This window comes from Enterobacter mori (assembly GCF_025244905.1).
GTDB classification, from domain to species: domain Bacteria; phylum Pseudomonadota; class Gammaproteobacteria; order Enterobacterales; family Enterobacteriaceae; genus Enterobacter; species Enterobacter mori_A.
This window is the reverse complement of sequence record NZ_CP104285.1, coordinates 2,853,828-2,878,681: the sequence shown is the minus strand read 5'-3', so window position 1 is coordinate 2,878,681 and position 24,854 is coordinate 2,853,828. Positions and strand designations below refer to the sequence as shown.

At 54.2% G+C, this 24,854-nt stretch carries 23 protein-coding genes and 1 pseudogene; 11 read left to right on the top strand and 13 right to left on the bottom strand.

Annotation, left to right across the window (positions count from 1 at the left end):
- Positions 1-19 precede the first annotated feature (19 nt).
- Positions 20-901 (top strand): LysR family transcriptional regulator, encoded by an 882-nt coding sequence (locus N2K86_RS13615; protein WP_260661685.1) that lies wholly within the window; start codon positions 20-22, stop codon positions 899-901.
- Here N2K86_RS13615 and fumA read toward each other — a convergent pair.
- Positions 890-2,539 (bottom strand): class I fumarate hydratase FumA, encoded by a 1,650-nt coding sequence (gene fumA / locus N2K86_RS13610; protein ID WP_260658936.1) that lies wholly within the window; start codon positions 2,537-2,539, stop codon positions 890-892. The two genes, N2K86_RS13615 and fumA, sit on opposite strands and share 12 nt — an antisense overlap.
- A gap of 52 nt (positions 2,540-2,591) precedes the next feature.
- Positions 2,592-4,100, bottom strand: a complete 1,509-nt coding sequence (locus N2K86_RS13605; RefSeq protein ID WP_260658935.1) for an anion permease — start codon at positions 4,098-4,100, stop codon at positions 2,592-2,594.
- A 609-nt stretch (positions 4,101-4,709) separates the two neighbouring features.
- Here N2K86_RS13605 and N2K86_RS13600 point away from each other — a divergent pair.
- Both N2K86_RS13600 and N2K86_RS13595 read left to right on the top strand, forming a co-directional pair.
- Positions 4,710-7,490: a flavocytochrome c gene (locus tag N2K86_RS13600; RefSeq protein WP_260658934.1), complete on the top strand. Its 2,781-nt coding sequence runs from the start codon at positions 4,710-4,712 to the stop codon at positions 7,488-7,490.
- A gap of 58 nt (positions 7,491-7,548) precedes the next feature.
- Positions 7,549-8,511, top strand: coding sequence for an FAD:protein FMN transferase (locus N2K86_RS13595; RefSeq protein WP_260658933.1), 963 nt, complete (start codon positions 7,549-7,551; stop codon positions 8,509-8,511).
- Here the strand turns inward: N2K86_RS13595 and dcuR are convergent.
- The gene (dcuR, locus tag N2K86_RS13590; RefSeq protein ID WP_260658932.1) at positions 8,492-9,211 is read right to left on the bottom strand and encodes a two-component system response regulator DcuR; all 720 of its coding nucleotides are present in this window, start codon (positions 9,209-9,211) and stop codon (positions 8,492-8,494) included. The genes N2K86_RS13595 and dcuR overlap by 20 nt on opposite strands.
- Entirely contained in the window at positions 9,208-10,824 is a 1,617-nt protein-coding gene (locus N2K86_RS13585) for a sensor histidine kinase (protein ID WP_260658931.1), read from the bottom strand. The genes dcuR and N2K86_RS13585 overlap by 4 nt, the downstream gene beginning before the upstream one ends.
- A gap of 163 nt (positions 10,825-10,987) precedes the next feature.
- Between N2K86_RS13585 and N2K86_RS13580 the strand changes: the two genes are divergently transcribed.
- Positions 10,988-11,851, top strand: coding sequence for an N-acetylmuramic acid 6-phosphate etherase (locus N2K86_RS13580; RefSeq protein WP_260658930.1), 864 nt, complete (start codon positions 10,988-10,990; stop codon positions 11,849-11,851).
- A 56-nt stretch (positions 11,852-11,907) separates the two neighbouring features.
- Here the strand turns inward: N2K86_RS13580 and ompC are convergent, their stop codons facing one another.
- Positions 11,908-13,095 carry a porin OmpC gene (ompC, locus tag N2K86_RS13575; RefSeq protein WP_260658929.1) on the bottom strand — a complete coding sequence of 396 codons (1,188 nt, stop codon included), beginning with the start codon at positions 13,093-13,095 and terminating at the stop codon, positions 11,908-11,910.
- A 285-nt stretch (positions 13,096-13,380) separates the two neighbouring features.
- On the opposite strand from ompC, the gene N2K86_RS13570 reads away from it, so the two are divergent.
- From N2K86_RS13570 to N2K86_RS13560, 3 genes are all read left to right on the top strand, one after another.
- On the top strand, positions 13,381-14,082 hold the full coding sequence (locus tag N2K86_RS13570; RefSeq protein ID WP_260661684.1) for a phosphohydrolase: 702 nt from the start codon (positions 13,381-13,383) through the stop codon (positions 14,080-14,082).
- 61 nt (positions 14,083-14,143) lie between these two features.
- Positions 14,144-15,559 carry a DNA cytosine methyltransferase gene (locus N2K86_RS13565; protein ID WP_313771647.1) on the top strand — a complete coding sequence of 472 codons (1,416 nt, stop codon included), beginning with the start codon at positions 14,144-14,146 and terminating at the stop codon, positions 15,557-15,559.
- Positions 15,540-16,022, top strand: a complete 483-nt coding sequence (locus N2K86_RS13560; protein WP_260658927.1) for a very short patch repair endonuclease — start codon at positions 15,540-15,542, stop codon at positions 16,020-16,022. Before N2K86_RS13565 ends, N2K86_RS13560 begins: the two co-directional genes overlap by 20 nt.
- Here N2K86_RS13560 and yedA read toward each other — a convergent pair.
- Positions 15,994-16,908, bottom strand: a complete 915-nt coding sequence (gene yedA, locus N2K86_RS13555) for a drug/metabolite exporter YedA (protein WP_108417542.1) — start codon at positions 16,906-16,908, stop codon at positions 15,994-15,996. The genes N2K86_RS13560 and yedA overlap by 29 nt on opposite strands.
- Positions 16,909-17,086: 178 nt before the next feature.
- Between yedA and N2K86_RS13550 the strand changes: the two genes are divergently transcribed.
- The 3 genes from N2K86_RS13550 to dgcQ all read left to right on the top strand — a co-directional run bounded on the left by N2K86_RS13550 (position 17,087) and on the right by dgcQ (position 20,014).
- Positions 17,087-17,998 (top strand): DUF808 domain-containing protein, encoded by a 912-nt coding sequence (locus tag N2K86_RS13550; RefSeq protein ID WP_260658926.1) that lies wholly within the window; start codon positions 17,087-17,089, stop codon positions 17,996-17,998.
- Between the two features lie 78 nt (positions 17,999-18,076).
- Positions 18,077-18,259 (top strand): YodC family protein, encoded by a 183-nt coding sequence (locus tag N2K86_RS13545; RefSeq protein WP_010432330.1) that lies wholly within the window; start codon positions 18,077-18,079, stop codon positions 18,257-18,259.
- Between the two features lie 54 nt (positions 18,260-18,313).
- Positions 18,314-20,014 carry a cellulose biosynthesis regulator diguanylate cyclase DgcQ gene (dgcQ, locus tag N2K86_RS13540; RefSeq protein WP_260658925.1) on the top strand — a complete coding sequence of 567 codons (1,701 nt, stop codon included), beginning with the start codon at positions 18,314-18,316 and terminating at the stop codon, positions 20,012-20,014.
- Here dgcQ and N2K86_RS13535 read toward each other — a convergent pair.
- Together N2K86_RS13535 and yodD are read right to left on the bottom strand one after the other, a co-directional pair.
- Positions 19,999-20,799, bottom strand: coding sequence for a mannosyl-3-phosphoglycerate phosphatase-related protein (locus tag N2K86_RS13535; RefSeq protein WP_260658924.1), 801 nt, complete (start codon positions 20,797-20,799; stop codon positions 19,999-20,001). The two genes, dgcQ and N2K86_RS13535, sit on opposite strands and share 16 nt — an antisense overlap.
- Before the next feature lie 298 nt (positions 20,800-21,097).
- The gene (gene yodD / locus N2K86_RS13530) at positions 21,098-21,325 is read right to left on the bottom strand and encodes a YodD family peroxide/acid resistance protein (protein WP_120157917.1); all 228 of its coding nucleotides are present in this window, start codon (positions 21,323-21,325) and stop codon (positions 21,098-21,100) included.
- Between the two features lie 128 nt (positions 21,326-21,453).
- Between yodD and dsrB the strand changes: the two genes are divergently transcribed.
- Positions 21,454-21,642, top strand: a complete 189-nt coding sequence (gene dsrB, locus N2K86_RS13525) for a protein DsrB (protein ID WP_010432339.1) — start codon at positions 21,454-21,456, stop codon at positions 21,640-21,642.
- A gap of 105 nt (positions 21,643-21,747) precedes the next feature.
- Here dsrB and rcsA read toward each other — a convergent pair whose 3' ends face one another.
- The 5 genes and pseudogenes from rcsA to fliO all read right to left on the bottom strand — a co-directional run bounded on the left by rcsA (position 21,748) and on the right by fliO (position 24,853).
- Positions 21,748-22,371: a transcriptional regulator RcsA gene (gene rcsA, locus N2K86_RS13520; RefSeq protein ID WP_010432341.1), complete on the bottom strand. Its 624-nt coding sequence runs from the start codon at positions 22,369-22,371 to the stop codon at positions 21,748-21,750.
- Positions 22,372-22,661: 290 nt separating this feature from the next.
- A pseudogene (gene fliR / locus N2K86_RS13515) lies at positions 22,662-23,454 on the bottom strand (flagellar biosynthetic protein FliR); the annotation flags it as partial.
- A 7-nt stretch (positions 23,455-23,461) separates the two neighbouring features.
- On the bottom strand, positions 23,462-23,731 hold the full coding sequence (gene fliQ, locus N2K86_RS13510; protein ID WP_003859587.1) for a flagellar biosynthesis protein FliQ: 270 nt from the start codon (positions 23,729-23,731) through the stop codon (positions 23,462-23,464).
- A gap of 10 nt (positions 23,732-23,741) precedes the next feature.
- Positions 23,742-24,479: a flagellar type III secretion system pore protein FliP gene (gene fliP, locus N2K86_RS13505; RefSeq protein ID WP_042716760.1), complete on the bottom strand. Its 738-nt coding sequence runs from the start codon at positions 24,477-24,479 to the stop codon at positions 23,742-23,744.
- The gene (fliO, locus tag N2K86_RS13500) at positions 24,479-24,853 is read right to left on the bottom strand and encodes a flagellar biosynthetic protein FliO (RefSeq protein ID WP_029485119.1); all 375 of its coding nucleotides are present in this window, start codon (positions 24,851-24,853) and stop codon (positions 24,479-24,481) included. The genes fliP and fliO overlap by 1 nt, the downstream gene beginning before the upstream one ends.
- Position 24,854: the final 1 nt, after the last annotated feature.

Genomic DNA, 24,854 nt, shown 5'->3' with positions numbered 1-24,854 from the left:
GTGTGGTGTGGCGACATTGATGTATTCGTTTGCCCAGCTTGAGGCGTTCACCGCCGTGGCTGAGCACGGCAGCCTGATGAAGGCGGCCAGCAAGCTCGGAAAAGATCGCACCACCCTGCGCGATCTGATCGATTTTCTGGAGGACGGTCTGGGCTATGCCCTGTTCCTGCGCGAGGGACGCCACCTGCAATTAACGCCGGAAGGGGAGCAGCTCCAGCGACAGGCGCACCTGCTGATGCGGCAGGTCAGGGCCTTTGAGGCTTTTGCCAGAGCGGTTCCGGACAGCGCGACGCAGGACATTTCCCTCGTTTACGATCCTTTCACTCCCCGGGATTTTCTGCAGGCGCTGATAGAAAACATGGCAACCCAAAACATACGCCTGAGCCTGACCAGCGCGTCGCGTGACGAGGCGGAAGCCATGCTGGCGAGCGGAGAGGCGGATTTAGGTATCTGCCAGGCGCGCAATCGCAGCGTAGGCAATGAGATGGAGTGGCGGGCGCTGGGGGCGATTGATATGGACTTTTACGCCGCGACCTCGCTTTTTTGCGAGAGTACATCGCCGCTTTCGCTGCTCGACCTCTCTCTGGTGCCGCAGGTCATCATGCATGCGGCATCTGATGAGCCGGTTGCGCGTCGTTTGCAAATCTCCGGACATACCCTTTTTACAAATGATCTGGAAATGTTACGCGGTCTGCTGGAGCAAGGGTGCGGCTGGGGATTTCTGCCGACCCATTTTCAGGCGCAGGAGTGGAAAAAGGTAAAAAGGCTGCACACGGAAGTGGGCAGCCAGGGGATTAGTCAGACGATAGTGACCATCTGGAAGCCGGGCAGCGACAAGCGCGAGAGGATCAATGATACGTTGTCGCTGCTGCCGGCACTATGGAAACGCTCAGCGCTGTGAGCAACCTTTGCACTGTTTGTTCTGGATTTGCTGGAAGAAATCGTTGCCTTTGTCATCCACCAGGATAAAGGCCGGGAAGTTCTCCACTTCAATTTTCCAGATGGCTTCCATACCCAGCTCAGGATACGCCACGCACTCCAGGCTCTTGATGCTGTTTTGCGCCAGTACCGCTGCCGGGCCGCCGATGCTGCCGAGGTAGAAGCCGCCGTGTTTATGGCAGGCGTCCGTTACCTGCTGGCTGCGGTTACCTTTCGCCAGCATGATCATGCTCGCGCCGTGGGATTGCAGTAAGTCCACATAGGAGTCCATACGTCCCGCGGTGGTCGGGCCGAGTGAGCCAGACGCGTAACCTTCTGGCGTTTTCGCCGGGCCTGCGTAGTAAATCGGGTGATCTTTAACGTACTGCGGCAGTTCTTCCCCGTTGTCGAGCAGTTCTTTCAGCTTCGCGTGGGCGATATCGCGCGCCACGATGATGGTGCCGTTCAGCGACAGGCGGGTGGAGACCGGGTGCGCGGAAAGCTGCGCCAGGATCTCATTCATCGGCTTGTCGAGATTGATGCTGACCACTTCTCCTTCCCCCTGTTGACGCAGGGACTCAGGAATATACTGGCCCGGATTGTGTTCCAGCTTCTCAATCCAGATCCCGTCGCGGTTGATTTTCGCTTTGATATTACGGTCAGCGGAGCAGGAGACGCCCATGCCGATTGGGCAGGAGGCACCATGGCGCGGCAGGCGGATCACGCGAATATCGTGGGCAAAGTATTTGCCGCCAAACTGCGCGCCCAGACCCAGGTTCTGTGCTTCCTGGAGCAGTTCCTGTTCGAGCTGAACATCACGGAACGCCTGACCGTGTTCGTTGCCTTCGGTTGGCAGCGCATCGTAGTAGCGGGTGGAAGCCAGTTTAACGGTTTTCAGCGTGGCTTCCGCTGAGGTGCCGCCGATAACAAAGGCAATGTGGTACGGCGGGCAGGCTGCGGTGCCCAGGGTGCGCATCTTCTCAACCAGGTAGTTTTTCAGCTTCGCCGGAGTGATCAGCGCTTTGGTTTCCTGGTAGAGATAGGTTTTGTTGGCGGAACCGCCGCCTTTCGCCATGCACAGGAATTTATACTCGTCCCCGTCCACGCTGTAGAGGTCAATCTGCGCGGGCAGGTTGGTGCCGGTATTCACCTCTTTATACATATCCAGCGCCGCATTCTGCGAGTAGCGCAGGTTATCTTCGATGTAGGTGTTATACACGCCCTGGCTCAGGGCCGCTTCGTCACCGCCGCCGGTCCAGACGCGCTGGCCTTTTTTGCCCATGATGATCGCGGTGCCGGTATCCTGACAGGTTGGCAGCACGCCTTTTGCGGCAATTTCAGAGTTACGCAGGAACTGCAGGGCAACGTATTTGTCGTTCTGGCTGGCTTCCGGGTCGTTAAGAATGGCGGCGACCTGCTTCTGATGGGAAGGGCGCAGCATAAACGCAGCATCGTGGAAGGCCTGCTGCGCCAGCAGGGTCAGGGCTTCTGGCTCCACTTTCAGCACGTCCTGACCGTCGAATTCGGCAACGGAAACGTGCTCTTTAGTCAGCAGGTAATATTCGGTGTCGTCATGCGCGAGAGGGAAGGGGTCTTGATAAAAAAACTGTTTGTTTGACATAGCTTGCTCCAAAAAAATAAAACCGCCGGAGGATTAGCCCGGCGGTCAGGAATCAGAACATCATGGACATCCACGGATAACCAATCAGCAGCAGGGCCGCCAGGAAGATGGCACCGAAGATGGTGCCGAGGCGCCAGTAGTCTTTGGTTGGCAGGTAGCCGCTACCGTAGTAAATCGGGCTTGGGCCAGTACCGTACGGGGTGATAATCCCCATCACGCCCAGCGAGGTCACCATCAGCAGAACAAACACTTCCATATTCATGCCCGGGATGGTGGAGGCGATGGTCAGCATCGCTGGCAGCAGCGCCGTGGTGTGCGCGGTGGTGCTGGCAAACAGGTAGTGCAGCAGGTAGAACGCCAGCAGCAGCACGATGGTAGCCACACCCGGCGAGATACCGCTCATTAACAGACCACCCTCTTTACCCAGCCAGCTAATAAAGCCGGTGGAGGAGAGGCCATCCGCCAGCGCTACCAGCGTGGCGAACCAGACGAAGGTGTTCCATGCGGCTTTGTTACCGGTGATATCGTTCCACTCCAGCACGCCGGTCCACAGCATCAGGCCAACGATAAGCAGGGCAGCCATTGCAGGTTCAATCCACGCGGCAGCGAAGATCCACATCATCAGCGCGCAGCATACGAACACCAGCAGCAGGATTTCGTTGCGCGACAGTTTGCCCAGTTTCTCCAGTTCACGGGTCGCCCACAGCGGCACTTCGTTGTTCACTTTAACTTCTGGCGGGTAGAACCAGTAGGCCAGCAGCGGCATGGTCAGAATCAGCAGCACGCCCAGCGGCAGGAAGGCGAGGAACCAGGTCCCCCAGGAGATATCAATCCCAACCGTGCTTTTCACCAGCGCCAGCGCCAGCAGGTTAGGTGCCAGAGCAGAAAGGAACATCGAACTGGTGATACAGGCCGCAGTGATCGCCACCCACATCAGATATGAACCAATCTTACGCGCGCTTGGGTCATTAGGTTTTGAACCGTACAGCGGCGGCAGGTTAGCGATGATGGGGTAGATAGTCCCGCCGCTACGTGCGGTGTTGGACGGGGTAAACGGTGCCAGCAGCAGGTCCGCGAAGGTGATAGCGTAACCGAGCGTCAGGCTGCGACGGCCCAGGTACTTCACCAGAATCAGCGCCAGACGGCGGCCGAAGCGGGTTTTGTCATAGCCTGCGGCAAACATGAAGGCACCGAAGATCAGCCAGACGGTTGAGTTACCAAAACCGCTCACCGCCCACTTAAAGGAGGCACCTGCCAGCTTGAATTTCGGGTCAGCCAGCTGTTCCGGACTGAAGAGTACCCACTGGCTGCAGAGGGCAATGGCGACCACGCCGGTCAGACCGATCACCGCACCCGGCAGCGGTTCGAAGATCAAACCCACGATCACGCCAACAAAGATAGCGAAGTAGTGCCATGCGTAAGGCGGCAACCCTTCAGGAACGGGAACAAACAGCAGCAGTACGGCGACAACGATGGGCAGCGCCATCATAAGCAGTCGTTTTGCTTTTCCATTTGATGCCTGATTCGCCACAGGAGGCGTTACAGCAGTTTTTGTATTCATAGTTTCACGTCTTAAGTTGTTAAGAATGCTTTTTATGCTGAAATGACAAATTCGATTTCTTTAGTTTCTTTTGCTTTATTTAGTTATTTAAGGTGCGTTTTTGTCGTTTCTGAAATAAAGGTTTAACGCATGTTGGTGTGCGTTAAATTAAAAAATATGATGTTTATATATTGCGCCTTTGGATGCCATGACTATTGATCGCGATCAAGAAAACAGAATTGCCGTCTTATTTTTATTCTTTTTTTAATAACCACTCAGGCGTATGTGGGTATTATGCTTTATTAAGATTTAATTTATCAATCTGATAACATAATAAAAATACTTCTCATGTTAAGTTGTTGATATTATTTGTTTTGTGTTGCCTTTGGTTCCATGGTAAGACCATTTCTATTTTAACGAATTTTAAATTATTGTGAACAGATGAATTATTGTTGCTAACACCAATGTGTTATTAATGTTATCGAGGGGATTAAATAGTTTTTTAACTAACGTAATAACTTTAGAAACTAAAAAAATCATTATATTACTATCATGACATCGGCATAAAAACGCGAAATAAAACTGAGCCCGATAACGAATTCTTAATTTTTAAAGTTTGGAGTTTTTATTATGAGCACTAACGAACGTATTCTAAGCCCCTTCACATTACCGAATGGCACTGAACTGAAAAACCGTTTGTTAATGGCTCCCATGACAACCTGTACGGGCTACTATGATGGCACTGTCACCAGCGAGCTGGTGGAGTACTATCGGGCGCGTTCTGGCAGCATCGGGACCATTATTGTCGAGTGCTGCTTTGTTGACGATCTCGGCCTTGCCTTCCCGGGCGCAATCGGCATCGATAACGACGAAAAAATCGCCGGGCTGGCGAAAATCGCGGAGGCGATTAAATCTAAAGGCTCTAAAGCCCTGCTGCAGATCTACCACGGCGGCCGCATGGTCGACCCAAAACTGATCGGTGGCCGCACGCCGGTTGGCCCAAGCGCCGTTGCCGCACCACGTGAAGGTGCCGCAACGCCGGTAGCCCTGACCGCTGCAGAAGTGGAAGGCATGATCGGCAAGTTTGGTGAAGCCGTGCGCCGCGCCATTCAGGCCGGTTTCGACGGTGTGGAGATCCACGGGGCAAACACCTATCTGATTCAACAGTTCTACTCTCCGAATTCAAACCAGCGTGACGACGAGTGGGGCGGCAGCCGCGATAACCGCGCGAAATTCCCGCTGGCCGTGCTGGATATCACCCACAAAATGGTGCGCCAGTACGCGGACGACGCGTTTATCATTGGCTATCGCTTCTCGCCAGAAGAGATGGAAGTCCCCGGCATTCGCTTTGACGACACCATGTACCTGCTGGAAAAACTGGCGGCGCGCGGCGTGGACTATCTGCACTTCTCCGTCGGCGCGACCCTGCGTCCTTCCATTGTCGACACCCAGGACCCAACGCCGCTTATCGAAAAATACTGCGCGATGCGTTCTGAAACGCTGGCGCAGGTGCCGGTGATGGGCGTGGGCGGCGTGGTGAATGCCGCTGACGTCAATGAAGCGCTGGACCATGGTTACGATCTGATTGCCGTTGGTCGTGCGACCATTGCGTACCCTGACTGGACCGACCGCATCGCAGCGGGCGAAAGCCTTGAGCTGTTTATGGACAGCACCCAGCGCGAGGCGCTGAGCATCCCTGAACCGCTGTGGCGCTTCTCGCTGGTGGAAGCGATGATCCGCGACATGAGCATGGGGGAATCTAAATTCAAACCAGGCACCTTCACTGAGAAAGTGCAGGACGATGCCAACGAGCTGGTGATTAACGTCAGCCTCGAAACCGACCGCATTGCCGACATCGAACTGGCCTCTGGCCCGGGTGAAGACGTTGAGTTTGTGACCAGCTTTGAAGAGATCCGTACCCGCATTCTGGACGCTAACACCCCGCACGTGGATGCCATCACCGGCGCAACCAGCCAGAGCGAAGCGGTGAAGAAAGCCGTATCCAAAGCGATGCTGAAATCCAGCAAAGCGCTGGCGGCAGAAGAGGGCGTTGACCCGAACGAAACCAAATGTGTGGACGTGGTGGTGATCGGTAGCGGCGGTGCAGGTCTTGCGGCAGCGATTCAGGCTCACGACGAAGGCGCAAGCGTGCTGATCGTCGAGAAAATGCCAACCATCGGCGGGAACACCATCAAAGCCTCTGCCGGGATGAACGCCGCCGAAACCCGCTTCCAGCGCGTGAAAGGCATTCAGGACAGCAAAGAGCTGTTCTACCAGGAGAGCCTGAAAGGCGGCGGCAACAAGAACAACCCGGAACTGCTGCGTCGCTTTGTGGAAAATGCGCCAGAAGCCATCGAGTGGCTGGCAACGCGCGGCATTATGCTTAACGACATCACCACTACCGGCGGGATGAGCATCGACCGTACGCACCGTCCAAAAGACGGCTCTGCGGTAGGGGGTTACCTGATCAGCGGCCTGGTGCGTAACGTCAACAAACGCAACATCGACGTGATGCTGGATACCTCCGTCAGCGACATTATCTTCGAGAACGGTGAAGTGACCGGCGTGCGCCTGACTACCGAAGAGAACGAAACGCTCACCGTAGCCACCAAAAGCGTGATTGTGGCGACGGGCGGTTTCAGCGCCAACAGCCAGATGGTGGTCAAATACCGTCCGGACCTGGAAGGGTTCGTCACTACCAACCATAAAGGGGCAACGGGGGGCGGCATCGCGCTGCTGGAGCGCATCGGGGCAGGCACCGTGGATATGGGCGAAATCCAGATCCACCCAACCGTTGAGCAGAAAACCTCGTATCTGATTTCCGAATCCATCCGCGGCGGCGGTGCGATTCTGGTGAACCAGAAAGGGGAGCGTTTCTACAACGAAATGTCGACCCGCGATAAAGTCTCGGCGCAAATCATCGCTCTGCCAGAGAAATATGCCTGGATCGTCTTTGATGAGCATGTCCGCACTAAAAATAAAGCGGCGGATGAGTACATCGCGAAAGGTTTCGTGACCAGCGCCAGCTCGCCAAAAGCCCTGGCTGAAGCGCTGGGTATGGATCACCACGCTTTCCTGGCGACCCTGGAACGTTACAACGGTTTCGTTGAAAAACAGCACGATGATGATTTTGGTCGTACCACCGCGCTGCGTGCCCCAATCAATGAAGGGCCGTTCTACGCCATTCAGATTGCCCCGGGCGTGCACCACACCATGGGCGGCGTGACCATCAACACCGAAACCTGCGTGCTGGACAGCAACCACAACGTGCTGCCAGGGGCGTTTGCGGCTGGTGAAGTGGTCGGCGGGATCCACGGCGGTAACCGTATCGGCGGTAACGCAGTGGCAGATATCATTATTTTTGGTACCCTTGCCGGACATCAGGCGGCTCTGCGTTCGAAAATGCGGTAAGGCTCCTGTTTCCCCGGCGGCGCGGTGCTTGCCGGGGCTACATCTGAGGACTCATGCTATGCCTGATGACCATCGCGTTTACAGCTACTCCGCCGTCCTGATGGGATCGCCCATCCTCCTCAAACTCTTTTCCCATGACGAAGCCCTCGCGTCCCGCGTGTTTCGCCTGATCAAACAGTACGAAGATCTGCTTACCGTTAACCGTGCGCATTCGCAGGTGATGGATATCAACCATGCGGCCGGTCAGCATCCGGTTGCCGTCAGCCGTCCGGTGTTTGAGCTGATTCGCTGTGCGAAAGCGGCAAGCGTGCTTAAAGACAGCGCGTTTAACCTGGCCATCGGCCCGCTGGTGAAACGCTGGAAAATTGGCTTTCGCGGCGATAGCGTTCCGCCTGCTGATGAAATTACGGCACTGCTGGGCATAACCGATCCTGCGGATGTGGTGCTGAATGAAGCGAACAGCAGCGTCTTTCTGGTGAGAGCGGGAATGGAGATTGACCTGGGGGCCATTGCGAAAGGCTATATTGCCGACAGGGTACGGGATTATCTGCACAAAGAGGGCGCCGATCTGGGGCTGATTAATCTCGGCGGAAACATCCAGACCTTAGGCTCACCGGAAGGGGGCTGGAGCGTCGGGTTAAAAAAACCGTTCGCCGGTGATGCGCTGATTGGCGCTATGGCGGTCGAGAACCGATCCGTCGTGACCTCGGGAACTTACGAGCGCTACTTCGAACAAAATGGCAGGCGCTATCACCATATCCTCAACCCGCGTACCGGGTATCCGCTGGACAACGAGCTGGACAGCGTCACCATCGTGTCGAAAGATTCCATCGATGGCGATATCTGGACCACGCTGATGTACGGCATGGGCGTTGAAAAGGGCTGCGCTGCGCTGCGCGCTCGTCCTGATATCGAAGCGATTTTTGTGACCAAAACAAAAGAAGTGGTGATCTCCTCGATGCACCACTTCCGCTTCACGCTGCTGGATAAAGGCTATCGCGTTACTGACAATACTGTTTGAGTAACCCCGTTTGCTCCGGCTGCAGCCGGTAGCGATACACCGGACGCCCGGTCGCGCCGTAGTGAATGCTGGTGAACAGAATGTTGATTTGCGCCAGCCAGATTAAATACTTACGGCAAGACACCCGCGAAATATTGACCGCGTTCGCCAGGTCATCGGTGGAAAACTCCATCTCCGGGTGCGCGTCGATCCACTGGCAGATCGTGCGCAGCGTTTGCGGCGTTAACCCTTTCGGCAATTTTTTACTGTCGGCGAGTTCCGGCGCACCGCCGTGGATCAGTCTGTCCACGTCTGCCTGCTCATAATACTGGTGGGACCCCATCAGGCTGCGCTTTGCCTTCCAGCCGTTAAGCGCCTCTTCAAAACGCGGGAACTGGAACGGTTTGATCAGGTAATCCACTACGCCGTAATGCATGGAGGTCTGGATAGTGTTCGCATCAGACGCTGACGAGATCATAATCACATCAATCGGGCGGCCTGACGCACGGATGATCGGCAGGAGATCGAGCCCGTTATCCTGCTGCATGTAGACATCCAGCAGCACCAGATCGACGGGCTGGTTCGGGTTATTGATCATGGCCTCGGCCTGGTTGAGCGTGGAGGCGACGCCGCTGCAGCTAAAGCCTTCAACACGGTTAACGTACAGACGGTTGAGGTCGGCTACCATGGCATCATCATCGACAATTAATACATTTATCACGCGATATTCCTCTCGCTATCCCAGGGGATGTGAACAAAAAATTGGGTAAATACGCCAGGCTCAGATTCGACGGTGATATCGCCGCCCAGATTCTGGATTTGCTGACGTGCAAGGAACAGCCCAACGCCCCGATTTTCACCTTTCGTTGAGAAGCCCTTTGTAAAAATAGCCTCCAGCTGAACCGGATTGATACCGGGGCCATCGTCGCTGACTTCGCAGCTGAGCCAGCCATTTTGATAGTGTAACAGCAGAGTGATTTCGCCTTCTGGCTGGCCTTCCATTGCATCCAGTGCATTTTCAATTAAGTTACCGAGCACGGTGACCAGCACCGCAACCTGCTCTTCATTCGCGGTATCCGGTATCTGGCACTCATCTGCCAGCGTGAGCGTGATGCCTGCTTCTTTGGCTCGCTGAATTTTACCCAGCAAAAAGCCTGCGATAACCGGTGATTTGACTTTGCTCTGGATGGTGCCAATGTCCATCTGGTAATTATGCGCCGTCTGGAGAATGTACTCCTCCAGTTTGTCATAGCGCTTAATATTCAGCAGGCCAAGGATCACGTGCAGTTTATTCATAAATTCATGAGTGTGGGCGCGCAGGGCATCGACGTAGTTGACCATCCCATCGATTCGCTGCATCAGCTGGCTAATTTCCGTTTTATCGCGGAAGGTGCTGATCGCCCCGATCACCCGATTCTGGCTTTTAACGGGCACCATGTTACAGAGCAATAACCGTCCGTTGCAGCTGATCTCCTGATCCTGACGCGCAATCCCGCTTTTTGACACTTCGCGCAGGCTCGCCAGCAGCGGTTCGCTGGCGTTTTCAGTCTGCTTACCCGACGGCAGGAGCAAAATCTCTCTGGCAGTGTGGTTAATCATCGTCACGCGCCCGTGAATATCTACCGCCAGAACGCCTTCCCGGAGCGACTGCAGCATCGCCTGACGTTGTTCAAACAGCGCGGAAATCTCGTACGGCTCCAGCCCAAACAGGATGCGTTTGAGCACGCGGACCAGACCCCAGATCGCCAGCGAGCTCATTAATATGCTGAATAACACGGTCCAGAGGGCGTTAAGTCGCCCGCGGGTGATTTGCTCTTCAACTTTATTGAGGGAGATGCCTACCACCACCACGCCGATTTGCTCTTGCTGCGCGTCATAGACGGGCGTAAAAACGCGCAGCGCTTCGGCGAGCGCGCCTCGGTTGACGGAGACATTCTCTTTACCTTCCAGCGCAGGTGTTAAATCGTCGCCGATAAAATGTAGCCCCAGCAGCGCTTCGTTCGGGTGAGAGTAGCGGATCCCGCGCATGTCAGTGACCACCGTAAACAGCAGATCGTTACGCTTTGTCACCGCCTGGGCGAGGGGCTGAATAATATCCGCCTGGGGCGCCTGCATCAGGCCGCGTTTGACTTCAGGGCTGTCCGCAAGGGTGCGAGCAATGCCGAGCGCGGTGTCTTTGACATCATCGCGGGTCGCACGGGTGATTTGCACTGAATAGAGCGCAAAGACCACCAGCAGCACGGAACCGATAATCGCGCACACCATCAACGTGACGAGGGTGTTCAGTTTCATAGGGCGCTTGCGCGTCAGGGGGAAGGGCTGCAAATCGCTCATCAACACTCCGCGATGATTATAAAGAGGTAATTATCGCTGATGACGCGCTTTTCTTAAAGCCATGTAAAAGCATGCGTTTGGTCCTCTTTTCGTGACCCTCCTCTCATGTGACCTATATAAAACGCTTTATAGTGTGTGGGTACTCATAATAAGGAGGCTGTTTATGAGCATTATGCTTACCGGTTCGGTCAAGGAAAGACGGCACGCCAGCACGATGAATATCGACAGATTGTCCACGCTGGATATGCTGAACGTCATTCACCAGGATGATGCACAAATCTCTTCTGCTATTACCCCTTTCTTAACAACGATTGCGCACGTGGTGGATAACGCTGCGGCTACGCTCAGTCATGGCGGGCGGCTGGCGCTCGTTGGCGCGGGGCCCTCAGGACGTATCGCAAGGCAGGCGGCTGATGAGTATGCGCCGGGTAAACATCCCGTTATCGCCATTACGACGGACGGTGATGCGGCAAGCTACGAGCGCGGCGTCGCCGACCTGCAGGCGCTTAACTTTGGCGAGCACGACATGATGCTGGCGGTGACCGTCAGCGGAAAAACGCCGTGGGTATGGGGAGCCATGCGACATGCATGGTCGCTGGGTTCACCGGTCGCGGTGATTACAGGTGATGCGCAAAGTGAGGCGGCACAGCTAGCGAGTAGGGTGATTGCGCCTGAACTGGGGCCTGATGTGGTGGCGGGATACGCCAATGCCAAAGCGGGGATCGCGCAAAAAATGATCCTCAATATGGTGACCACAGGGCTGGCGGTGAGGACCGGGCGAGTCTACAGCAACCTGCGTGTGGATCTGGAGGCAACCAGCACCAAATGGTCTGAACGGCAAATCGCGATAGTGATGGAAGCGGGCGGATGCACCCGGACTGAAGCGAAGGCGGCGCTCGAGAGCTGTAACCATAACTGCAAAACGGCGGTGTTGATGGTACTGACAGGGCTGGATGCCTGGAAGGCGCATGAACTGCTGGCGCAGAATAACGGGTTTATTCGCGTGGCGTTGCAGGAAGCGCCATAACATTTCACCGTTGCATAAAAAAAGCCCGCGAATGCGGGCTTGAGTATTTTTGGAGGTTAGAACTGGTAGGTCATGCCTACGCCAACGATGTCGTCGGTCGCGATGCCGTTGTCGTTGTAGAACGCGTCATCTTCGTCCAGCAGGTTGATTTTATAATCGACATAGGTGGAGAAGTTCTTGTTGAAGCTGTAGGTCATACCCAGGTCAATGTAGTTAACCAGGTCCTGATCCACATAGTCATACCCATTGCCTGGGTGATAGTCGTTGCCACCCAGATCAACGCCCTTAGAGTATACCCATGCCAGGGATGGACGCAGGCCGAAGTCGAACTGATACTGTGCTACGGCTTCAAAGTTCTGAGTTTTATTAGCAATGCCGTCATTACCGTATGGGGTCATGTTGCGGGTTTCCGCATACATCATCGCCAGGTAGACGCCTTCAGCATCATATTTCGCGCCAACGGTCCAGGCTTCTGCGCGGTCACCCCCTGCGTATTTGCTGAAGCGGTTGTAACTGCCTGCGCCATAGGCAACCTGCTCGTTGGTACGGTCAGAGGAAGAGTAGGCTGCACCCAGCGTCAGACCGAAACCGAAATCATAGGTGGTGGACATGCCGAAGCCGTCACCGTTCTGGAAGCGCACGTCGTCGTGACCGTTTTTAGTGCCTTCCTGAACGTCGATATTATTACCGTTTTGATCTTCGTGTGGACCGCCTTCATTATTGCCCTGATACTGCAGCGCAAAATTCAGACCATCAACCAGACCGAAGAAATCATTATTACGATAGGTCGCCACACCATTAGTACGGCCAACCATATAGTTGTCAGTCCAGGTATAGGAATCGCCACCAAATACTGGCAGCATATCGGTCCAGGCTTCAACGTCATACACGACGCCGTAATTACGGCCATAATCAAAGGAACCGAAATCAGCGTATTTCAGGCCCGCGTAGGCCAGACGGTTAAAAGAGGTATCACCCGCACCTTCGGTATCGTTAGCGTAGGTTTTATATTCCCACTGGCCATAACCCGTCAGGTCGTTGGTAATCTGTGTTTCGCCCTTGAAACCAATCTGCACATAGGTTTCATCGCCGTCGTCGCCCGCGTTATCTGAGAAGGTATGACGGGCATCGACTTTACCGTACAGGTCGACTTTGTTGCCATCTTTGTTGTACATCTCAGCTGCATTTGCTGCGCCAGCCATTAATAATGCGGGTACAAGAATTGCCAGAACTTTTCTTTTCATTATATATTCCCTTTAAAAATAATTTACATGAATATATGTAATCACCCTCCGTAATTACGTATTTGATACTATTCTATGGCTGGGTAATTTGGTTCAAAAATAAATGTAATTAAATTGGTAAAAATATTGCAAATTATTTCTAACAATCTCTTTATTTTTCATGTGAATTAATTGATTGAAAATATAGTGGGTAATTATTATTAAGTATTTCGTGCGTCTATTTTTCAATTAATTAAATTTGACTATGTTATAATTCACCCTCATTTTTCGTAACAGAAAAGGATGATGGAACTCACTCAGTGGCAACAGCGCTTCGAATCCTGGCTTGATGGACATCACGCTTCCGACGACACTGCGCATGATATTTCACACTTTCGTCGCGTCTGGATGACGGCGCAGAAAATAATGCCTCATTACAACGCTGACCCGCTGGTGGTAATGGCTGCCTGCTACTTTCACGACATTGTCAGCATGCCGAAAAATCATCCCGAACGCAGCCAGTCCTCACGGCTGGCGGCGCGTAAAACGCATGATATTTTGCAGCGCGATTTCCCGGACTTTCCGCCAGACAGGTATGCCGCGGTGGAACACGCCATTGAAGCGCACAGCTTCAGCGCCGGGATTGCGCCACAAAGTCCCGAGGCCAAAATCGTCCAGGATGCCGACCGGCTGGAAGCCTTAGGCGCTATCGGTCTGGCGCGCGTTTTTGCCGTATCCGGTGCGCTGGGTGTCGCACTGTTTGATGCGCGCGATCCGTTTGCGAATTCCCGTGATGTCGACGACAAAGCCTTCGCCCTCGATCACTTCCAGACGAAGCTGCTGCGCCTGCCTGAGACGATGCAAACCGAAGTGGGGCGTGAGCTTGCCCGACATAACGCTGATTTTCTAATCCAGTTTATGGCGAAGCTGAGCGCTGAACTGCAGGGCGACTGCCTGGGGCTGGATGGCCAGGTATTGAGCCGCTTCCGTCGGAGTGTGAGCCGGTAAACTGTGGTAATCTGTCTCCAGTCTTTATTGCCCGGTTAAGAGAATGCAGGAAATACGATCAGTGATTGAGCCCGCGCCAGCGCAGGCTGAAAAATCAACGGCAGCCGTGCAGGCATTACTGCGGCAGTTGCTGGATATCTATGATGTTAAGACCCTCGCCAACCAGCTGGCGGCCCACGGCGAGAGTCACTGGAGTCCGGCAATACTCAAAAGGCTGCTGATAAGCGACAGGGCAGGGCTCCGCATGAGCGACGGCGAGTTCCGTTATCTGCAAAATCTGCTGCCGCGTCCTCCCGCCGCGCATCCAGACTATGCGTTCCGCTTTATCGATCTGTTCGCCGGTATTGGCGGCATCCGCCACGGTTTTGAAGCCATTGGCGGACAGTGCGTGTTTACCAGCGAGTGGAATAAACACGCGGTGCGTACCTATAAGGCCAACTGGTATTGCGATCCTGATGAACACCATTTCAACGCTGACATCCGCGATGTGACCCTAAGCCACAAAAGCGGCGTCAGCGATGAAGAGGCCGCAGAGCATATTCGGCAAACCGTTCCTGAGCACGACGTGCTGTTGGCAGGCTTCCCGTGCCAGCCTTTTTCGCTCGCCGGGGTGTCGAAAAAAAATGCCCTGGGACGCGCCCACGGGTTTGCCTGTGATACCCAGGGCACGCTGTTTTTTGACGTGGTCCGAATTATTGATGCCCGTCGTCCGGCTATTTTTGTGCTGGAAAACGTCAAAAACTTAAAAAGCCATGATGGCGGGAAAACCTTCCGTATCATTATGCAAACGCTGGATGAACTGGGCTACGACGTGGCCGATGCGCAGGACATGGGCGCAGACGATCCGAAAATCATCGACGGTAAATATTTCCTGCCGCAGCATCGCGAACGTATCGTGCTGGTAGGTTTCCGCCGGGACCTCAATCTGAAAGGGGATTTCACCCTGCGGGATATCCCGTCGCTATATCCGGCGCGCCGACCGAGCGTGGCCGATCTGCTGGAGCCCGCCGTTGACGCCAAATTTATCCTGACGCCGGTACTGTGGAAATACCTCTACCGTTATGCCAAAAAGCACCAGGCCAAAGGCAATGGGTTCGGTTTTGGCATGGTGAACCCAACGAATCCAGACAGCGTGACCCGTACCTTGTCGGCGCGTTATTACAAAGATGGTGCAGAGATCCTTATCGACAGAGGCTGGGATAAAGCGCTGGGTGAAAAAGACTTTGACGATCCGCAGAATCAACGCCACCGCCCACGTCGCTTAACCCCGCGTGAGTGTGCGCGGCTGATGGGGTTTGAGTCGCCGCAGGGTTACAGTTTCCGTATCCCGGTGTCAGATACCCAGGCTTACCGCCAGTTCGGTAACTCGGTGGTGGTGCCCGTGTTTGCGGCGGTGGCAAAACTGCTGGCCTCACGCATTAAACAGGCTGTGGCGCTGCGTCAGAGCGAGGCCGTCAATGACGGACGTACACAATAAAGCGACGCGCAGTAAAAACATGCGTGCCATCGGCACGCGTGATACAGCCATTGAAAAACGGCTGGCGGGATTACTGACGCAGGCCGGTTTTGATTTTCGCGTCCAGGATGCCGCGCTCGCCGGGCGTCCCGATTTCATCCTCGACGCCTGGCAGTGCATTATCTTTACCCACGGCTGTTTCTGGCACCATCACAACTGCTACCTGTTCAAGGTTCCCGCAACGCGAACCGATTTCTGGCTGGAGAAGATAGGCAAGAATGTAGAACGGGATAAACGCGATATGGCGACGCTTCTTTCTCAGGGCTGGCGGGTATTAGTGGTGTGGGAGTGCGCCCTGCGCGGCAGGCTAAAATTGAGCGATCTGGACCTGACAGAGCGGCTGGAAGAGTGGATCTGCGGCGGCGCTGAGGCCGCGCAGATCGATACGCAGGGGATTAAGGTTTCTCCACCTCGCACGGCGTGACGACCGGTTTCGCAGGCAGCAAATATTTGCCCAATGTCACCAGCACCACCGCAAAAACAATCACACCCAGCGCCAGCCATTCAACCGTAGATAACACTTCTCCCGCAAAACCGGTACCGAGAAGCACGGCGACTACCGGGTTCACGTATGCGTAGCTGGTGGCGACGGCCGGGGAGACATTGCGGATCAGGAACATATAGGCGTTAATGGCAATAATGGAGCCAAAGAGTGCCAGATACCCCACGGCCAGGAAGCCAGACAGGTCCGGCATCGTTGTCAGTTTCTCGCCCATCAGCGTCGAGGCAATCAGCAGCACGATACCCGCGGCGAGCATCTCAATCGCGCCTGCCATCATGCCGGACGGCAGTTCAATTCGCGAACCGTAGACGGAGCCAAACGCCCAGCTCATGGAGCCAACCATGATCAGCAGCGCACCCCATGGATTTCCGCTCAGGTTGCCACCGCTGTTGAGCAGGATGATCCCCGCAAGCCCGATGCCGATCCCCAGCCATTCCAGCTTGCGGGTGCGGATACCGAACAGGCGGCTAAAGCAGAGGGTAAACAGCGGGACGGTGGCCACCACCACGGCGGCTATCCCGGACGGTACATTCTGGTGCTCCGCCACGGTCACGGCACCATTCCCAACGGCCAGCAACAGAAAGCCAATCAGGGCCGCGTTGAGCAGCGGGCGGAGTGGGGGAAGCTTGTGGCCGCGCAGCAGCAAAAACGTTATCAACAATACGCCCGCAGAGAAGAAGCGGATCCCTGCCATCATCAACGGGGGCCAGCTTTCCACACCGATTCGAATGACAAAATAGGTGGATCCCCAGATGATATACAGCGAAAAAAGTGCTCCAATGAGCGGTAATAGTTGCCGGAAACGCATAGTCCCTCACGTCGAAATAAAAAGTTCGCTCATAGTAAACGTCAAAACTATCGGTCTGGCGAGTGCTTTAATTGTGGTCTGAATGTGAATTTTTTGTTGACGTCAGGTGCCTGTTTCCGGGTGTGCGGTTTTGTTCCATACTATTCACTTAATTAGCAAAAAAAGAAGGATAGAGATTTTGGCAGGAAGTAGCTTATTAACATTACTGGACGACATTGCCACCTTGCTGGACGACATCTCGGTCATGGGAAAACTGGCGGCCAAAAAGACCGCCGGTGTACTGGGGGATGATTTATCGCTGAACGCGCAGCAGGTCACTGGCGTAAAGGCTAACCGGGAGTTGCCGGTGGTATGGAGCGTGGCGAAGGGGTCCTTTATCAATAAGGTGATCCTCGTTCCGCTCGCGTTGTTGATCAGCGCCTTTATCCCCTGGGCCATCACGCCATTGCTGATGATTGGCGGCGCATTTTTGTGCTTCGAGGGGGTCGAGAAAGTCCTGCACTCTTTTGCCTCACGTAAAGAGAGCGACACGCCAGAGGTGCGCCAGCAGCGTCTGGAGGCCCTTGCCGCTCAGGATCCTATGACGTTCGAACGTGATAAAGTGAAAGGGGCTGTCCGCACCGACTTTATTCTCTCGGCCGAAATCGTGGCGATTACGCTGGGTATTGTGTCAGAAGCACCGCTGGTCAATCAGGTTATGGTGCTTTCCGGCATTGCGATTCTGGTGACCGTGGGCGTTTACGGCCTGGTGGGGCTTATCGTCAAGCTGGATGATATCGGCTACTGGCTGGAGGAGAAATCGAGCGCGGTAGCACGCGGTATCGGTAAAAGCCTGCTGACGCTGGCCCCCTGGCTGATGAAAAGTTTGTCGGTCGTGGGTACGCTGGCCATGTTCCTCGTCGGCGGCGGGATTGTCGTGCACGGTATTGCACCGCTGCACCATGCGATTGAGCATTTTGCCTCGGCGCAGGGGGCGATTGTCGCCGCTATTTTGCCGACGCTGTTGAACCTGGTGCTGGGCTTTATCATTGGCGCCATCGTGGTCGCTGCCGTAAAAGCAGTCGAAAAAATGCGTGGAGCCTCGCACTAATTGCTACCCGACCAGGGATGCAAAAAGGCCATTCCTCGTCTAAATTGAAAAAGTTTCACCCTGATACAGGAGGCGGGTATGGTCTTTTTGGTCAGTGATGAAGTTAAGCCGAAGAACGGTGGTCCGCGTATGATTGTCACAGGTTATTCCAGTGGTATGGTGGAGTGCCGGTGGCATGATGGTTATGGCATCAAGCGGGAAGCGTTTCGTGAAGACGAGCTTCAGCCGGGGGACGGACGGCAACATCGCGAGAAGGCTTAATCACTCTAACGCCCGGTTCGCCGGGCGTTTTTATGTGGCATCCAGGGAGTGTGTGTGCAGCGCGATACCTATGTTGTAAAACGATCTCTTCAGCAATGGCTGCATCAGCGTAGCAATCCCGGCCTGATTGTTAATCTCTGCTTTATTATTGTCCTGGTCTTTTCCACGCTCCTCACCTGGCGTGAAGTGGTGGTACTGGAAGATGCCTATATCTCCAGCCAGCGTAACCATCTGGAAACGGTCGCAAATGCCATGGACAGGCAGTTGCAGTACAACGTCGATAAAATGCTTTTCTTCCGTCACAGCATGCGCGATGCGCTGCAAACACCGCTGGCATTCGGTGTGCTGCACAATGCGGTGACGCGTTTTAATACCCTGCGGAACACCACAAACTGGCAAATTGCGGTGGACGAAAATCGCACGTTACCCATCAACGGTGTGTCCGATGCGTTTGTTGAAAAAACCACACTGCTCAACCGTGATAACGAGCGCCTGGCAAACGAACTCTCTGCTGCCCTCGAAGTGGGGTACCTCCTGCGTCTGGCGTCATCGCACAGCAGTAACATGGAGCGGGTGCTGTATGTTTCCCGCGCAGGGTTCTTTATAGCGACCGATACGCCTGTACAACCGAGAGATATTTCTCCCCGCTATTATCAGCTGGTCACGCAGCCCTGGTTTTCACAGCAGTCTGAGCGTGAAAACCGCGCACGTGCCGTTCGCTGGTTTATTTCGCCTCCGTCGTCATATATCGGGAACAAGCGGCTTATTACTGCCAGCGTGCCGATCTATTACGACCATTACTGGTATGGCGTGGTGGCGATGGATATCAGCGTTGACACGATGAAACAGCTGCTGATGGAGGCCATGGACAGCCATACAGAAGGTGAATACCAGCTTTACGACACGCGCCTCAATATGATTGCGACCTCAGAATCACCTGAAAGCAAGGTTAACCACTTCGATGAAAGCGAGCTGGCGCAGATAGCTCACGCTATCCAGTCCGACACGGAGGGGGGGATTCGTCTGGGGAGCCGCTTTATCAGTTGGGAACGGCTCGATCATTTTGAGGGCGTAGTCCTGCGCGTGCATACGCTACATGAGGGGGTTCGCGGGGATTTCGGCAGCATCAGTATTGTGCTGGCGCTACTCTGGGCACTCTTCACCGCCATGCTGCTGATCTCCTGGCTCGTGATCCGGCGTATGGTCAGCAATATGTATACGCTTCAACACTCGCTTCAGTGGCAGGCCTGGCACGATCCGCTGACCCGCCTGAATAATCGTGGGGCGCTGTTTGAACGGGCGAAAGCCCTTGCGAAGCAATGCCAGCAGCAGTCCCTGCCGTTTTCTGTCATCCAGATCGATCTGGACCATTTCAAGGGCATCAATGACCGCTTCGGGCATCAGGCAGGGGATAAAGTGTTGTCGCACGCCGGAGGATTGATTGCGAGTGCGCTGCGCACCAATGACGTGGGCGGCCGTGTGGGTGGCGAGGAGTTTTGTGTCGTGCTCCCTGGCCTGACGCTTGAGGAAGCGGCAAATGTTGCTGAGCGGATCCGCGCACGTATCGACAGCAAAGAGATTCTGGTTAAGAAGTGCGTCACTCTGCGCATCAGTGCCTCACTGGGCGTCAGCAGCGCGCAGGAGAGGGGTAACTATAATTTTGAGCAGCTGCAGTCCATTGCCGATGCGCGGTTGTATGAGGCAAAGCAGGGGGGACGCAACTGCGTCGTCTGGCGCGATCACAACAAGAAGTGATCGAGCCCTTCGCGCCAGCCCGCGGGACCGGGAAGCTGGGTGTGATAAACCCGTTCTGGGCTATCGTTCTGCAGCGAAATGCCCTGGCGGTTAATGCCTTTGACCACTACCGCAAAGTCGACGCTGTCTAACAGCGAGGCATCGTTGGGACCATCGCCCAGCCCAAGTGATGTCCACGCAACACGCTCCTGCAGACGATACTGTTCAGTAAGCCATTTTACCGCCACATCCTTGCCGCAGCGCGCGTCCAGGACGTGCCAGAATCTTGCCCCCTGCACACACTGCAAGCCATGCGGTTCCAGCGCCTCTTCAAAGCGCGTCATTTGCGCATCGCTGTCGCGCCAGATTAACGTCACGGACGCTTCATGCCTGCGCGCAAGCAGCGAACGGGAAGGCGTCAGTCCCGTCCATTCACCGATTACCCGTTCATTCACGTCGTCAAAGGTGGTGAATTTAACGTGCGTTTGCAGCCTGATCTGCTCGATGACGTGACGAATCGTATGATGTGCCATCCCTGTAATGCGTCGGGCAGGAGGATCCCAGCGAACATCAGGCTGAATGACCGCCCCGTTTTCCGCAATGAATGGCAGTCCTTCCAGGCCTAACTCCTGCTGGATGTCGAGCATTTCAGCCGCCGTCTTGCTACTGCAAAGGATAACGGGGACCTGTTTATCCTGTAGCCGCTCCAGCCATGCGGCGGCAGGCTGCCAGTCATAAGTATGAATATCCAGCAGGGTCCCATCCAGATCGGTGAAAATCAGCAGTGGCTTCTGAAGCGAAGGCATAAGGACTCCTGATAGCTGACGAGCGCTTTCTAAGATTATTCCTAAAAAAGACTGTGTCGGGAGAGCGGTTTGACGGAATCGTTCCTGCGTAACCCACACGCGGCGCATGTTGCTGCTCATAACTAAAATTCACATGTATAAAATATTATATTCGCCAGGAGAATATATGCTTGTCAGACAAATCCGTTGAGGATAGTGTTGTTTCTACATCAGATTTCCTGGTGTAACGAATTTTCAAGTGCTTCTTGCATAAGCAAGTTTGATCCCGGCCATCCCCATGACCGGGATTTTTTTCATCTTACCGGTTCGCTTCAGACACGCTGAAGTCATGAATATCAAGCTCGAAGGCTTCGGCCAGCTCGCGGTAAGTGTGATAGTCCCTTCCGTTCACAATCACTTTGTCTGACTCATCGTCTGAGCGGCGAACTTCGGACTCACTGATCTCATTGATTGCGGCCAGCAGGGCATCGACATCCACCTCCACCTCACGCTTGATGGTGTCGCTGTACTCTTTATCGGTCTTCATTACGGGGTCCTCATGCAACCGTGTCCATCCATAAGTATAGACCGCACACAAAAACACCATTCGCGCCGGGCATCGGTGCCAGTTAATGCGTTTTGTTCTACACTGGCTCAAAACCACAGGAGGAATGTATGAAGGTCAACGATCGGGTAACCGTTAAAACGGACGGTGGGCCGCGCCGCCCGGGTGTGGTGCTGGCAATAGAAGAGTTTAGCGAAGGCGTAATGTACCTGGTTTCACTGGAAGACTACCCGCTCGGCATCTGGTTCTTTAACGAGCTGGGACATGAGGATGGTATTTTTGTAGAAGCAGCAGAATAGCGTGGTGTCGGGCGGCGTTCCCGTCCCCGGCCCATGCGGCTGAAAATGCAAAAATCTCTGGCCAGGCCAGAGATCGCAGGTAGGGTACAGAAGGTCTTGCGCAGATCAGCGCATATTAACGAAAATTCCGTTTGTGACATTATCGGTCAGGCGAACGACGTGGTAGATCACTTGCTTATTATGCGTTTTAATTTTCCTTTTAATATTTCCTTTGTGTGACGAAACCGTTTTTGCCTTGATATTCATCTGGTCCGAGATCTGAATTGTCCCTTGTCCAGCCATCCACATTCTGAGCATACTTGATTCAGTTCTGCTTAATGATAGGGTGGGTAAGTTAACCGCTCCTACATTCTTAACTTCTTTATTCAAATAATCACCCAAAATGTCATCCAGCGACTCGGGTTTAATCGATTTAGAACTGATCAATAAATTTTTACGGACCAACAAATATTCGTCGAAATGAATATTGGCGATCGCCATAAAAACAATAAACAACGTTTTAGGATGCTGATTAATGATTTGCTTAATGTGCTGACTGTTGGCTGGATCGTGAATGAAACAGTCCTCATTAATAAACACCACGCCAGGCTTGTGTGCTTCACAAGCGGCTTCGAGTTCGTCAACGGTGTGTGCATCGTTGATGTCTCTCTTTCTTACCCCTCTGCTTGCCAGATACCCGGTTAACCCTAGCCGGGTGTAGCTGCATAAATCCATAATGATCGTTGACATGGCATACCCTCACTCAATGCGTAACGATAATTCACCATCTGCCTGAGAGCTCATAAACAGCCATACGGGATGGAAAAAACCAAATAAAACCTGTGAGCATGACAAAGACTTTCAGGCGAACTCACTATCCCGTAAAGTTACTTATAATTTGCCAGGAATCTTCTTAAAGTAAAGTAAATATTAAGTATTGTGAGATGGTTAGAAACATTTAAACCGCGTCAGATATATCCTGGAAGATGTTTTTCGCGTTTTATTTTAGGAATATCCTCAGAAAGACAATATGGAGTGTGAGGACTATTATTTGCGAGGCAGTTCGCTGACAATATCCGCTAACAGGTTGAATATCTCGCTGAATAAATGTTCACAGAAGGGGGCGATAAGTGGCATTAGCAATGACATTAATAAAAGACCGACCGTCAACGTTACGGGAAAACCAATGACAAACACGGAAAGCTGCGGCGCCATTCTGTTCAGTAAGCCTAATGCCAGGTTAACGGTCAGCAGCAGGGTGATGATCGGCAGCGCCAGCATCAGCCCGTTGAGAAAAATCAGCCCGGCGGCACGCACCAGCGCCAGAAACGCGTTGCTGTTAACCGGATTTTCGCCAATCGGCAACGTGTGGAAGGTGTCCACCAGCATTGAGATAAGCCATAAGTGGCCGTTAAACGACAGGAACAGCAGCATCGCCAGCAGATCGATGATGCGCGCCAGCACCGGCATGTTGAGGTGGCTGCCGGGGTCGACGAAGGTGGCGAAGGATAACCCCATTTGCAGGCCGATCAGCTCACCCGCAGTACGCACTGCCGCAAAGGCGAGCTGCATGGTAAACCCAACGGCTACGCCGATCATCACCTGCTGAAGCGCCACCCATACGGCGTTTGCGGAAAATACAGGGATATCAACCGGCGGCAGGGATGGGGCGACAATAATCGTGATGACGATCCCCAGGCCCACTTTGATGCGCTTGGGTATCGATTTCTCGCTGAGAATAGGGGCGGTCGAGATGAGCGCCATAATGCGCAGCATCGGCCAGAAGTAGACGCCCAGCCACTGGACATATTGATCGCTGGTGAAGTGCAGCATCGTGATATCAGCCGATGATGTACGGCAGATTGGTGAACAGGTTGCGCATATAGTCCAGCAGCAGGTTCAGCATCCACGGCCCGGCGACGATAATCGCCACGAACACGGCAATGATTTTCGGGATAAACGACAGCGTCATTTCGTTAATCTGCGTGGCAGCCTGCAGGATACTGATGATCAGACCGGTCACGAGGGCAACAAGCAGCAGCGGGGCGGCAACGGCAATCGCGACTTTCATCGCTTCCGTGCCCATCATCATGACCGATTCTGGCGTCATTGCGCGCTCCTCAACTGTAGAAACTCTGCGCCAGCGAACTGACCAGCAGCTGCCAGCCATCGACCAGCACAAAGAGCATGATCTTAAAGGGCAGAGCGATGGTTGCAGGGGGCACCATCATCATCCCTAGCGCCATCAGGACGCTTGCGATCACCAGGTCGATAATCAGGAACGGAATGAAAATAGTGAAGCCAATCTGGAACGCGGTTTTTAGCTCGCTGGTCACATAGGCTGGCAGCAAAATGCGCATCGGCACCGCTTCCGGTCCCTGAAGCTCGCCGGTGTTGGACAGGCGGGCAAAAAGCGCTAAATCCGCTTCACGCGTCTGGCGCAGCATAAATTCACGCAGCGGCTGCGCGCCTTTCTCCAGCGCAACCTCCATCGAGATTTTATCTTCGCTAAACGGCTGGTAGGCGTCGGTGTAAATCTTGTCGATCACCGGCGACATAATGAAAAAGGTCAAAAACAGGGCCAAACCCAGCAGCACCTGGTTGGGCGGCGCGGAAGGGGTTCCCAGGGCGTTTCGCAGCAGGCCAAAAACAATGATGATGCGGGTGAAGCTGGTCATCATCAGCAGAATGGCCGGAATAAAGGTTAGAGAGGTGATGAACACCAGCGTCTGAACCGAAAGCGACCAGCTTTGACCGCCTCCGGCGAGCGGCGTCGAAACCAGTCCGGGCAGTTGCGCATAGACCGCGGGAGCAAACAGGCCAACACCCGCAAGCGTAAGGGATAACAAACGGCGCATCAGGATCTCCCGGAACGCTTAAGCAAACTCTTCATAACGGACTGGAAATCCGCTGGGGCTTCTGCGCGTTCGTCACCTGTGACAGGGGCGGGCGGCAGTTTATGTAGGACATTGATGTTTGAAGCGGTAATTCCCAGCACCAGACGCGCATCTTCCACGTCGACGATGACCACGCGCTCGCGTGGCCCCAGCGTGGTACTGGCGCTGACCTTCAGGCCGCGAGTCCCGGCGGTTTTGCCCGCCAGACCAAAGCGCTTAGCCAGCCAGGCCGCAATAAGAATGAAGGCAATAATGCCGAACAGGGCACCGCTCACCTGGAGCAGCGGTGAGCCAGGTACCGCGGAGGGTTGGGACATTGTTGCCTGGGTTTTCATG

Excerpts from the sequence above, each read along its gene's own strand:
- fliP (WP_042716760.1), bottom strand. The coding sequence starts at position 24,479 with ATGCGCCGTTTGTTATCCCTTACGCTTGCGGGTGTTGGCCTGTTTGCT.
- yedA (WP_108417542.1), bottom strand. The coding sequence starts at position 16,908 with ATGCGTTTCCGGCAACTATTACCGCTCATTGGAGCACTTTTTTCGCTG.
- N2K86_RS13570 (WP_260661684.1), top strand. The coding sequence starts at position 13,381 with ATGGAACTCACTCAGTGGCAACAGCGCTTCGAATCCTGGCTTGATGGA.
- fumA (WP_260658936.1), bottom strand. The coding sequence starts at position 2,539 with ATGTCAAACAAACAGTTTTTTTATCAAGACCCCTTCCCTCTCGCGCAT.
- N2K86_RS13580 (WP_260658930.1), top strand. The coding sequence starts at position 10,988 with ATGAGCATTATGCTTACCGGTTCGGTCAAGGAAAGACGGCACGCCAGC.
- N2K86_RS13615 (WP_260661685.1), top strand. The coding sequence starts at position 20 with ATGTATTCGTTTGCCCAGCTTGAGGCGTTCACCGCCGTGGCTGAGCAC.
- yodD (WP_120157917.1), bottom strand. The coding sequence starts at position 21,325 with ATGAAGACCGATAAAGAGTACAGCGACACCATCAAGCGTGAGGTGGAG.
- N2K86_RS13605 (WP_260658935.1), bottom strand. The coding sequence starts at position 4,100 with ATGAATACAAAAACTGCTGTAACGCCTCCTGTGGCGAATCAGGCATCA.
- fliQ (WP_003859587.1), bottom strand. The coding sequence starts at position 23,731 with ATGACGCCAGAATCGGTCATGATGATGGGCACGGAAGCGATGAAAGTC.
- N2K86_RS13535 (WP_260658924.1), bottom strand. The coding sequence starts at position 20,799 with ATGCCTTCGCTTCAGAAGCCACTGCTGATTTTCACCGATCTGGATGGG.
- N2K86_RS13585 (WP_260658931.1), bottom strand. The coding sequence starts at position 10,824 with ATGAGCGATTTGCAGCCCTTCCCCCTGACGCGCAAGCGCCCTATGAAA.
- N2K86_RS13595 (WP_260658933.1), top strand. The coding sequence starts at position 7,549 with ATGCCTGATGACCATCGCGTTTACAGCTACTCCGCCGTCCTGATGGGA.
- N2K86_RS13545 (WP_010432330.1), top strand. The coding sequence starts at position 18,077 with ATGGTCTTTTTGGTCAGTGATGAAGTTAAGCCGAAGAACGGTGGTCCG.
- fliO (WP_029485119.1), bottom strand. The coding sequence starts at position 24,853 with ATGAAAACCCAGGCAACAATGTCCCAACCCTCCGCGGTACCTGGCTCA.
- N2K86_RS13600 (WP_260658934.1), top strand. The coding sequence starts at position 4,710 with ATGAGCACTAACGAACGTATTCTAAGCCCCTTCACATTACCGAATGGC.
- dsrB (WP_010432339.1), top strand. The coding sequence starts at position 21,454 with ATGAAGGTCAACGATCGGGTAACCGTTAAAACGGACGGTGGGCCGCGC.
- rcsA (WP_010432341.1), bottom strand. The coding sequence starts at position 22,371 with ATGTCAACGATCATTATGGATTTATGCAGCTACACCCGGCTAGGGTTA.
- N2K86_RS13560 (WP_260658927.1), top strand. The coding sequence starts at position 15,540 with ATGACGGACGTACACAATAAAGCGACGCGCAGTAAAAACATGCGTGCC.
- ompC (WP_260658929.1), bottom strand. The coding sequence starts at position 13,095 with ATGAAAAGAAAAGTTCTGGCAATTCTTGTACCCGCATTATTAATGGCT.